This is a genomic window from Mycobacterium helveticum, assembly GCF_007714205.1.
GTDB lineage: Bacteria > Actinomycetota > Actinomycetes > Mycobacteriales > Mycobacteriaceae > Mycobacterium > Mycobacterium helveticum.
In genome coordinates this window covers 16,159-27,178 of the sequence record NZ_VMQU01000077.1, presented here as the reverse complement: position 1 = coordinate 27,178, position 11,020 = coordinate 16,159, and the positions used below count along the sequence as shown (strand labels likewise).

Sequence of the window (11,020 nt, the reverse complement as noted above, 5' to 3'; positions counted from 1 at the left end):
ATCCAACCGGCCCGCCCATCGTCAACCCCAGTGACGAATCCCCACCCCGTGGTCGTCATCCAGAGAGACGCTCAACACCCAGTGGAATAGCGCTGGGCTGAGCGCGAAGTCGCGGTACATCGTGGTCGGCGAGTAGTCGGTCTCCGTCTTCTTCAAAGTGATCAGGAAAGCATCGGCATGGGTCGACTCGCACCAGGCAACACCCTCCCGCATGGTGCTCGGCGTGCGCCGCAACGAAGCAAACGAAAGAGCAGCCAAGATCTCCTCACGCGAGTAGCTGCCGTGCACGGCCAGCGGGACACTTGCCAGCTCAGGTATGAGCTCATCCAGCGGGTAGGTGCTGCGCCGGGCGTTGTCGAATCCGATGTCGATGACCTGACGCATCTCGTCGACCACCGGCTCGCCGCTTAGCGCCGCCAGCCCTGCTTCGGTGCTGTCGAATCCGCCACCGTTGGGAAACAGTGAGAAAAATAGCATCTCGGCCAGCCGCTCTTCACCACGGCTTCCAGCCTGCGGCTTTCCGCCGGAAAGGATGGCCTGGTAAGCAGCATGGCGACGTCGGTCATCGACATGGGCCAGCGTTCTAACACGTTTAACCAGCTCACTTTCGCGCGAGCCAGGTGCACCAACGGCCTTGCCGGCCTCGCGGCGCAACGTCGTCCATGACCTACCAGGGCGCAGCACATCTTCCAGACTGCGACCGCAAGCATCCAGGTAGGAGGGCAGATTGTCGCTGGTGTGCGCACGCACCTCAGAAACGAGAGCCGACCAGCGCGGCGCCAGTTGCTGTCGGATGTTGTCCAACACCAGCTTCCGCGACACCGAATCCAGCACGATCTGGCTTCCCGCGGGCAGGAAGGGGAAGCCCTGCTCCACCTGCCGCATCAGCTGTTTGCGCCCCAGCCCGGTGAGCGCGCGAAAGCGTTGGTCGAAGCGGAACTCACGATGTTGGTGCCCAACGAAATCTAGGGCGGTGAGCACGGTCTTGCCCTCGGTCAACCGCAGACCGCGACCGAGTTGCTGCAAGAAGACGGTGGCGCTCTCGGTCGGCCGGAGGAACAAGATCGTGTCGACCTCGGGGATGTCAAGACCTTCGTTGAACAGGTCGACGGCAAACAGGATGTTGATCTCTCTGGCGCGCAGAGCCTTCAGCGCCGCTTGACGTTCGGCGGCCACGGTGTCCCCCGACACTGCGCGGGCCAGGACGCCGGCGGCAACAAACCGATCCGCCATGTAATGAGCGTGCTCGATGCTGACGCAGAAACCGAGGGCGCGCATGGCGGCCACATCGGCCACCTTGTCGCGCAGTTCTTTCAGCACGATTCGCGTGCGCGCGTCGTTGCCGGTGTAGAGATTGCTTAACGCGGAAAACTCGTATCCGCCGCGCTTCCACTGCAAGTCACTTAGATCGACCTCGTCGTGCACGCCGAAGTAGTGGAACGGGCACAACAGGTGCTGCTCGAGGGCGTCCCAGAGCCGAAGTTCGGCGGCCACCCGCCAATCGAAGAACTCGCGAACGTCCACGCCGTCGCCGCGCTCCGGCGTTGCGGTCAGACCCAGCAGTTCGATGGGTCGCACATGATCGAGTAGACGCCGATAGGACGCGGCCTCGGCGTGGTGGAACTCGTCGACCACCACCACGTCGAAATGGCGGGGTTCGATGGCGGCGAGTCGCTCAGCCGACAGCGACTGGATGCTGGCAAAAACGTGCCGCCACTTGGTCGGCTGATCCCCGCCGACCAAGAGTTCGCCGAATGTCGGGTCAGTCAGCACCTCCCGGTACATGCGCCGCGCCTGGGTGAGGATCTCCTTGCGGTGGGCGACAAACAGCAGCGTCAAGTCGCGGCCGGGCCGTTCGCGCGCAAGGCGGCGGTAATCGAGCGCGGCGACCACCGTCTTGCCGGTTCCGGTGGCCGCCACGACCAAGTTCCGGTGCCGATCGTGCAGCTCCCGTTCGGCGTCAAGCTCCTCGAGCATTTCGGCCTGGAACGGCTTGGGGTGCACCTCGAGGCCAGACAGCATGATTGCGGAGCCGTCCTTCTGGCGCCCGCCGGCGGCGACGGCGAGCGCCGCACGCAGTCGCTCCCCGTCCGAGGCCGGCTGGTAAGCCTGAAATTCGCGGTTCTGCCAATACGACTCGAACGTCGCCCGGAACTTCTCTAACAGGTGCGGAGTCGACACCGCCGACAGCCGCACATTCCACTCCAGCCCGTCGATCAGCGCAGCGTGCGACAAGTTACTCGACCCTACATACGCGGTGTGAAAGCCCGTGTCACGGCGCAACAACCATGCTTTGGCGTGCAACCGGGTGCGCTGGGTTTCGTAGTTGACCCGCACTTGCGCGCCGAACTCGTCAACCAACGCGTCGAGTGCGCGGGCGTCGGTAGCGCCGAGGTAAGTCGTCGTGATGACCCGCAGCGACACCTTGCGCCGTCGCAGTTCGCTGAGTTCCCCATCCAACAACCGCAGGCCCTGCCACTTGACGAATGCACACAACAAATCCACCTGGTCGGCGCTGGCAAGCTCGGCCCGCAGCTCGGCGGCCAACGTTGGCTCGTTGTGTCCATTGGTCATCAACGCCGTGTCCGACAACGGAGTGGCGGGCCGAGGCAACCGGGTGACGCCGAGCCGGTCGGCCGCAACGACTTCATCGAGACGCTCGATTTTCCCAGGCTCACGTTGATGTAAGGCTTCAGTCATCACGTCGGAGTCAGGCAGCGCAGACAAGATTCGGCGTACTAGGTCGACCCGGTCGTGCGGAGTCCCAGCCGCGCGAAGTGAGCGTTCGATGAGGGGCGTGAGATGCCGCGCGATAGCCAGTGACTGCTCGCCATCATCGAGCGAGTCGATCTCGGGACGCAGATCAGGTCGCTCAGCCAGCGCCTGGTGCAGCCGCTCCGTCAGAAGCGATTCATAGAGGCCCTCATACATGGCGAGGTGTGTGGCTCATTGTGCCGACAGGGTCCGACCACAATTTTCCTACCCTCCGGCTTCGTCCACTGTGACAAGTTTGAGCGCAGAACTCAGGACCGACCGGGCATTGTCGGTGAGCCGCTTAAGGCCAAGCCGGTCAAGGACCGCCCTGAACAGCTGCTCGTCAGATTGGGCACCGTCCGCTGCAGACAACTCGGCGAGGTGGTATGCCAGTTCTCCCGGTGGGACCAAGTCCAGTGTTCGTGGACCCAACTGCCTCGGGAGGACTTCTGGCTGGCTGGGCAGCCGAAACGTCTTCGGCGTTATGCCGGATTCGCTGAGCGGGTTATCCGCAACGATGTGGCCCTGCCGCACGGCCAGTGAGATCGCATGGTTGAGCAGTCGCGCGATTTCCTTCCCGACGCGGTGTCCACCGAATGATTTAACGTATGCATGGTGGAGACGATGTCCCAGCAGCGGACCTTCGGCGGCAACGATGCGGATGACGTTGGCCGCGATGTCACGCGGGGAGGTTTCGCCGATAGGAGGTAGTGACTCGTCGAATGCAGCATAGGGCCGGAGCCGAGCAGTATTCATGACGGGAACAACTTCAACGAAAGACGATGCTGTGTCCGGCGCGATGTGGACGCTTGCGCCCGGCAGGATTCCGGCGATCTGGGAATCGTCCTGAGAAGCTCCGACTCCGAGCTGCGCCGGCTGCCGATCTTCCATGTCGTCGAGCTCCGCAGCGCGGTGTCGGCCGCCGTCGCGCTCCAAGAAGGTGACTGCCGACTCCCCCGGCCGACCGACGGTGGCCGGAGAGACTTCCTGTATTGCCGACTGATTCGACTGATCACAGCCTTCGTCCACGGCCCCGAAGCCTTCAAGCTCGTCCGCAACCGCCAGCGGGTCGTCGACGATGGTGTCGGCTGGGACGTTGTCATCAAGACTCGGGTCGATCCAGTCCGCCGTGCGAATGTCGAGCTCGTCCAGCGTTTCCCATAGCTTCGCCATCGTCGCCGCCATGTCCGCGTAGAAGACCGACTCGCGGATCCTGAAGAACTCCCATCCGCATCGTTCGAGTTCGCGCTGACGCGCCAAGTCGGCCTCGTATTGAGCTGGGCCGTGCCAGAAGTCGCCGTCGCACTCGATGGCCAGTTTTCCCTTGGCGCCGATCACCACCAAGTCAATGCTGTAGTCAAGTGCCGGGTATTGCGGCCACACCGTATAGCCACGCTCGACAACCCGGTTGAACACCCGCTGTTCGAACAGCGAATCAAACGGCGGCACCCGCATATCCTCGGGCACGATGCCCTTCACCGGGGCATCGGAGTCACCACGAGTTCTGTTGATGACGCCATAGCAGTAGTCGAGGAGCTGGTATCGCATGTCTTCGGTATTGGTCAGTTCCGACCGCGGCACCGAATGGTAAACCCACATCTGGTCTTTCGCGCGGGACGCTGCGACATTGAACCGTTGCATGTACATAGTTGCAGTCAGCGCGCCCATCCTTTGCGCCGGATCGGGCGCTTTCACCATCGAAAGGAACATCACGTCGCGTTCGGAACCCTGAAAGTCCGATGCGTCCCCGCAGCGTAGCTCGCGAGCAGTCCACTCCTCCGGCGCAACAGCGTCAAGGAGGTGGTGTTCGATCAGCTTTGCTTATTCCTTACCGAGCAGCGAGATCACACCGATCGTCGCGCCGTCATAGCGTGGATCGGCCAGGCACTTACGAATCTGGTCGACGATCGCCTCGGCTTCGACCGGGTTCGTCTTGTTGTCGGCTTCATAGCCGTCGGCAAGGTACACGGCCTTGATCGGCGCGAGTCGTTCGGCCCCGAATTGTCGCACGGGCACCAAGGGGATTCCCTCCGGCTCGTAGGCAATGCGGTTCGAGAACCCGATGATCTCCGGCACGCAACGGCGATGCTCGGTCAGTGGGATCCGACCCCCGAAGCGCATCGCTGCTTCATCGAAGTAGCTGCGCTTCGGATCCTGCCACGACGCAATGTAGACGTCATGGGAGAGATACAACTTCGCGAGGTCGCGGAGTTGCTGTTGGTCAACGCCGACAGCAGCCGGCGATACCTGCTTGTCGTCGCCGATAACGACAACTTTAGGCGCGAAATACTGCAAGAAGGTGGCTTCGAGCCCGGCCTGGGAGGCCTCGTCGATGATGACGACATCAAACAAGTTCGGCTGCACGCGCACCTGTTCGGCAATCCGATAAATCGGCATGATCCAGACCGGCACAGACGGGCGACACCGATCCATCGCCTCCGCGATTTCTACCCGCTTCTTGGCGGCATACTTCCCCGTGCCCTTGCCCAACGATGAGACCAACTGGGCGTATTGGGTCAGATTCGCTCGTGCGCTGCCGGTGAGTCGTCCTGGCGCCACCGCATGTCCCCAGGCCCGTTCGGCGGCCAAACGCTCGACTTCGTTTCTGATCTGCTGCTCGATGACATTGAGCTGGGTTTTGAGGACATTCGAGTCCTCGCCGCCTTGGTGAAGGATCCATCGTCCGGTCATTTCCCAACGCCAGGCGTCCGCATAGGTGGAGAGGCGATCGTCCCATTCGGGTGCTGCTGTGGTCCCGGCGATGGCGTCAGCCAGGAGTGGGGCCGATTGGTCAAGCTCGGCGCGAATGCGGTCACGCTCCGAAATCGCTTCCGCCACCTCATGCAGATGTTTTAGTTGGGCGTAGCCAGATACATACCCGTCGAGATCGCGATGCTCGACAGCCTGCAGCAAGCGCGTTGTCACGGCAGGAGAGTTCGGCCACTGCGCTTCTGCCCGCAGACACTCGGCTAGCGCGTCTATCGGCGCTGCGGCTGCCGCGGCCGCATCGGCCGCCGTCGCTGCGTCAGCAAGCTGGGCGTAGCGGCGGATGTCAGCGAGGTTGTTCCAGTCGGGTACCGGAAGCGCATTGTGCTGCAACCACTCTCGCTCCGCCGCTATTCGATCACCGAGAGCGATCACCGTGTCTAGCTCCGCGACTTCAGTGCGGTGCCAGGACAGCCGCTGCCGGAGAGTCGCGAGGCGGGGAACCTGCACACCGGCCGGCCAGGCTCGATCCATTGCTGTGACGGCACGGTCCGCTTCGACCCAGTCGATGAAGACGGCTAGCTGATTTCGCGCCACCGCCGGCACACCGTCGACCATCACCTCGGCGAAAAACGGTTCCGCGAGCTTAATCGTTTTCGAAGTCAAGCGGCCGATTTTAGGGCGGCCGTCGGGAAGAACTTTGATTTCATGACCCGAATCTAGGTAAGCGAGAAGCGATTTCGCCGTTTGTTGGTGGGCGCCCGAATCTCCACCTTTGATCTCAACCCATGTCGTCGGCCCGAAGCGTTCGAAAAGGCTGGCGGCGTGGTCGGCGAGGGATTTTATCCGTACGGATCGCTCCGCCCAGTATTCCTGTTTGCCGCTGCGGACGTCGTGCAACGCTTCGCGCACCCATGCTTCGTCATGCCGCTCAAGAACCATTGCGCGGTCCGCGAGTCCGCACATTCTCGAGCGAAGCTCCGCGCGAAGCCCAGGAGACAAGGAGCGGACGCGTTCGAAGGCCTCATCCGCTGACAGGTTTTGGTACTTGCCTTCGTCGGCGGCGGCTTGGTGTTCGCCAGCCACCAAGCCTGCGTATTCGTCGGGCGTCGCCACGGCCGACAAATCGGGCAGACGACCACTCGCCTCTGCCTCGTGGTTGATCAAGTCCTGATTTAGCAGGGCCTCACGCCATCGCATGATCTCGTCGGTCGAGACGGTTTGTCCGATTCTGCCCGGATCGACGCCGAAGTCGTGGATCCATCCGAATTTCGTCTTTTCGTGCAGGTGGCGGTAGGCGATGGCGGCCAACGTGCCGTGCTCCGGCCCGTCGTCCCGCGGTTGGACTTCTTGCCGACGGATCGCAATGAGCTCTGCGTAGGTTTCGGCGCGTTCTCGCCGCAGCTGGTCGAGCTTGGCGACGTGGCGCTCGATCGACTTCTGCGATTCCGCCGGATCGAATTCGTCGGCGCGACGCGATATGTTTTCCACGGCGGTACGAAGATCGGCCATGTCCGAACGCGACTGACCGATGACCGAGACAGCCAGCGATTGGATTTCGCGGGGCAGTTTGGACCGTACCTCACGCAACGCGCGATCCGTCTGTGCTGTGATCAGGACCCGCTTTCCCTGAGCAAGCAGATGCGACACCAACGCCGCCGCAGTATGCGTTTTCCCGGTACCGGGTGGGCCTTGAACAACGGTTTGCGCGTTTACATCGACTCGCTCGATGACCCTGCGCTGAGCCTCGTTGACCTGCAGCGGAAGGAAGTCTTCGTCGTCGAGCTTGACTATCGCGCCGACTGCCGTGCTGGGCGCCGACTCTGGCTGCCGATCGGGGTCGATCAACGGCAAGATGCCGCTGGGCACCTCACCCAACGCCTGAATCTGCGCGACGATTTGTTCGTAAATCAGCACCAGACCGCGGTTGGTGCGTCTCCGCAAAATGATTGCTGGAGCAAACGCGCATTGTGGACTGGCGCCACTGGGTGGCGTGAGCGTGTCCTCGTCGTATTGCCCGTCAGGGTCAAGCAAGTGAATGAGACTTCGGCAGATTGAACCGATCGCTTGCCTGTCAAGCAGGTGGTGGTCGTATTCGCCTGCTAGTTGCCTGATTTCGTCGATTCTGGCCGGACTGGGAATTAATGCAGGATCGAGCATATCCAGTTCGATCGAGACGGTGTCGGGCGACAATACTTGTGCGACGGTTAGGGTCCCGGAATTCTCGTCGAGTGTGATTGAGATCGGGGCTGTCGCCACGTGCCGTAAAACCTGATCGTGGCCCTCAGGCCGCCACGACAAGCAGCCCACACCAAGCACCAGCTCGAACTCCTCGCTGTGTTCTGTCGACGCAAGCCGCATCTCGAATAAGCCTTTGTAGGCGTTTCTCGCTCGCTCGCCGATCGCCCACGCCCGCCAATCAGTCAGCCAGTCGCCGAAGGCGACGGCAACGTCCGGCGCATCGGCAAGGGCTACCCGCCGGCTTGTCGCCGCTTCATCACCCTCGGCCGCTTGCTCGATGTCGATCGCGTCTCGCAGCGAGGGCTCGCGGCCGCAGTCTTTTGTGGCGCCATTGACCCATGGTCGCAAACAGTCGGGAACCACCGGCGGATCCTGCTTCACCACCCTGTCCAAAGCCAGCAGCGGCATATCTGCTTCGAGGTTGGCGACCCGATGCGCAGGGTGCACGGCGGAATGCTCGGGCAGGTCGCCGAACCACAGCAGTCTCTCGTACTTGTCGGCGTTCCTCAGGGGCTTCAGGAGCTGCTGCTGCGTACGCATAAGGAAGGTGAAGAGGTTGATCGCCTTCCGCACCAACCCGGCTTGATCAGCCTCCTGCTCGACGGCCACGATGTATCACTCCCTGCTGGTTCGTGACGGAAGCCCTGGCCGGGCTCGGACGGCATGGTAGCCGTCCATCCTGCCGACTCGTAGCAAATCATGGAGATGCGTCCGACACAATGGACCTTTTCGTAGCGGAAAACCTTCCCGCTTGGTCGCATCCTGCAGCAAACAGGCGCCACGTCGTGTCCGACCACTAAGTCGGCAAATGATTCCGGGAAGAAACGCTTCGAATCCGACCCGAACCGACACACCACGCGGGCTGGTTAGCAAAACTGCTGCTCTACCGTAGGCATCAGCCGACGACGATGGCCATGAGTTTGTTCGAGCCTTCGGCGGCGATCAATCACATCGACGGCTCGGACGAGGCGCCCAGGGCCCCGCCGCGACCATCGCGGCGTGGATGTGCTCGCAAGGTCTTTCCGAGTCGCTGTTGACCGACGGTCGAGCGAAGCTGGCATCGGCTCGTTGCGGGCGATCTTGTATTCCGCCCCGTCGACATAGGCCGCCGCGTGCGCGCAACGGAGACTTCAGCCGCGGTGATGCGCCGCGGTGACCTCGTGCAGGATGACGACCCGCTGCACAGCACCGAGGTCCGGCCGTAGGCGGCGCATATCGGGCGGCGGTTCTTCCCAGTTGCCCATCGCGTTGTCTTCGCCTCAGGCACTCCGGCGCGATTGGATCTGCACATCGTCGATGACGGCAACTACAGCGCGAGTACGCCGCGCGGACCCCGGTCGACGTCGCGCATGCGGTTCGGCGGCACTCGCCCCGCCGAATCGGACAGGCCCGTCTTGTTCAACGTGATGAGCGCTGTGACGTTGACGACCGAATCACGACGCAGCCCGGACACCGCGGCGGGCAAGAATACGTTGCCGTGCATCGCGGCGAGCGCGTTGTTCGAGGTGATCAACGCTGCGAGCACTTTGGCAAGTCGGCTCGCGTTGTAGGGATCCGATTGGACGATGAGCACGGGGCCGCTTGGCGGGCCGGCTGCGGGACCAGGAGACGTTGGACGGCGAAAGTGAGCTTGCTGCCGACCTTTCCCAGACACGGGCCCTATGCCCTTGCCGCGCTCCCAGAAGCCGCTCGCAGCGCCCCGCGGGGACACGGTCAGCAGCCCGAGCGATTCGGCCGCCCCCGAGCAACCGACGATCGTCAGCCCAGAATGCTGCCACAGACTCGCGGTGGACGTGCGCCGTGGCCAGGTAAATCGCGTCAACGGTGCGCAGCTCGAAAGGCGGGATCGTGGCCGCCTACCAGGATATCGCATTCGTCACTACAAGGGTGTCGATGGTGGCCGCGGCATTTCGCGCGAGCGCTATGGCTTGGGACCCTGTCCGTGCGGCCGCTCGGATCAGCTCGAGGTGGCCGATGGCACTGGTGACGAGGTTTTCGTCAGGGTGAGCGTTGAGCCAGTCAATCAGGGCGGCTGATTCTCGTTCGGCCGCAACAAGCTTCACCTAGCGCTAGCGGGGTCGCGGTCCCCTCGGAGTGCGCATAGTCGCTGCAGAACATGAACACGTCGCCGCTCGTCTCGGCCAGCTGCTTGGGGCTCTCGTAGGGAAACGACGACACCCGAACGTGATCGAGGAAGTACTCGCTGGGCCGACGGGACAGCTCGGCCACCGGCTTGCCGTTGAGCTGAGCGGTGAACGCGGACGCACCGTCGAGCATCAGCAGGAACTGCGGCACCCACAGGAACACCGCCTCGGTGGCCGGCACCAGATCCTGTTCCGGGTCGTCCTGATACCAGCAGTCGTCGAAGACGCGCACCTGGTCGGCGACATGGAACACCGGGGTGACGGCGTGGTCGACCAACGCGGACCAGATCCGCTCGTGCTCGGGGTGCGACGGCTGCCAGCCGTCCACCGGCCCGGCGCCGATCATGGCCAGCGTCACCCCGGCGCCCGCCAGCGCAGGTGTTACACCACTATCGGCGGTGTTACACTACACAGATGCCCACCCACCACCGACGCCACGCCATCACGGAGACCGACGACATCAAGGACGCACTGGAGGTTGCCCGCCGCGCGTGGCCCGATCTCGCCCACAAGCCGGGCGCGTTGTTGCGTCGACTCATCCTCGCGGGCCAGAAGACCCTCGCGCGCGAAGAGACGGCAGTCATCGACGAGCGTCGGCACGCGGTCGAAGAGACCAGCGGTGCACTGGCCGGAGTGTTCGGAACCCGTTACCTCGACGAACTCCGTGAGGACTGGCCCGAGTGATCGCCCTCGACGCCAGCGTGTTGATCGGGCATTTCGAATCGGCCGACGCGCACCACGCCGACGCGACCGCCCTGCTAAGGACCCACGCGTCAGAGTCGTTTGCCGCCAACGTGATCACCCTTGCCGAGGTCTACGTGGGCGCCGCCAGAGTCGGCCAGGCCGACCACCTCGAACAACTGCTGGCACAGTTGCAGATTCGGAGCCTTGAACTTCCTGCCAATGCCGCCCGCCGCCTCGGTGAACTGCGCGCCTCGACCAAGCTGAAAATGCCAGATTGCTGCGTGCTCCTCAGCGCGGAGCAGCACCATGCCACGATCGCGACCTTCGATGACCGGCTCGCCGCTCGGGCATCCGATCTCGGGTTGACCGTCGCGGCACGGACGTAGATCATCTGGCCGCACATGCCCACGCACAGCACGACATTGTTGCCCAGGAAGAGAAACCACATCTGGTTGCGGTAGACCGGCAGCCTCACAAACCTCATCTGTCCC

At 63.0% G+C, this 11,020-nt stretch carries 6 protein-coding genes and 2 pseudogenes; 2 read left to right on the top strand and 6 right to left on the bottom strand.

The annotated features are described in order from the left end of the window. Window positions 1-78: 78 nt before the first annotated feature. The 5 genes and pseudogenes from FPZ47_RS17455 to FPZ47_RS17440 all read right to left on the bottom strand — a co-directional run. A pseudogene (locus FPZ47_RS17455) lies at window positions 79-2,931 on the bottom strand (DEAD/DEAH box helicase); the annotation flags it as partial. A 48-nt stretch (window positions 2,932-2,979) separates the two neighbouring features. Next, a complete protein-coding gene (locus FPZ47_RS29585; protein WP_281291858.1) occupies window positions 2,980-4,566 on the bottom strand; it encodes an AAA domain-containing protein in 1,587 nt (528 codons plus the stop codon). Between the two features lie 9 nt (window positions 4,567-4,575). Continuing rightward, on the bottom strand, window positions 4,576-8,310 hold the full coding sequence (locus FPZ47_RS17450) for an AAA domain-containing protein (protein ID WP_246133461.1): 3,735 nt from the start codon (window positions 8,308-8,310) through the stop codon (window positions 4,576-4,578). A 697-nt stretch (window positions 8,311-9,007) separates the two neighbouring features. Next, complete coding sequence (locus FPZ47_RS17445) at window positions 9,008-9,274, bottom strand: type II toxin-antitoxin system PemK/MazF family toxin (protein ID WP_425461808.1); 267 nt, start codon at window positions 9,272-9,274, stop codon at window positions 9,008-9,010. Between the two features lie 446 nt (window positions 9,275-9,720). Beyond that, window positions 9,721-10,203 (bottom strand): hypothetical protein, encoded by a 483-nt coding sequence (locus FPZ47_RS17440; RefSeq protein WP_144953173.1) that lies wholly within the window; start codon window positions 10,201-10,203, stop codon window positions 9,721-9,723. Window positions 10,204-10,259: 56 nt separating this feature from the next. Here FPZ47_RS17440 and FPZ47_RS17435 point away from each other — a divergent pair, with 56 nt between their 5' ends. Both FPZ47_RS17435 and FPZ47_RS17430 read left to right on the top strand, forming a co-directional pair. Then, window positions 10,260-10,529, top strand: coding sequence for a hypothetical protein (locus tag FPZ47_RS17435; protein ID WP_144953176.1), 270 nt, complete (start codon window positions 10,260-10,262; stop codon window positions 10,527-10,529). After that, entirely contained in the window at window positions 10,526-10,915 is a 390-nt protein-coding gene (locus tag FPZ47_RS17430; protein WP_144953179.1) for a type II toxin-antitoxin system VapC family toxin, read from the top strand. Before FPZ47_RS17435 ends, FPZ47_RS17430 begins: the two co-directional genes overlap by 4 nt. On the opposite strand, the pseudogene FPZ47_RS29580 reads toward FPZ47_RS17430, so the two are convergent. Next, window positions 10,894-10,992, bottom strand: a pseudogene (locus FPZ47_RS29580) (hypothetical protein); the annotation flags it as partial. The gene FPZ47_RS17430 and the pseudogene FPZ47_RS29580 sit on opposite strands and share 22 nt — an antisense overlap. Between the last annotated feature and the right edge of the window lie 28 nt (window positions 10,993-11,020).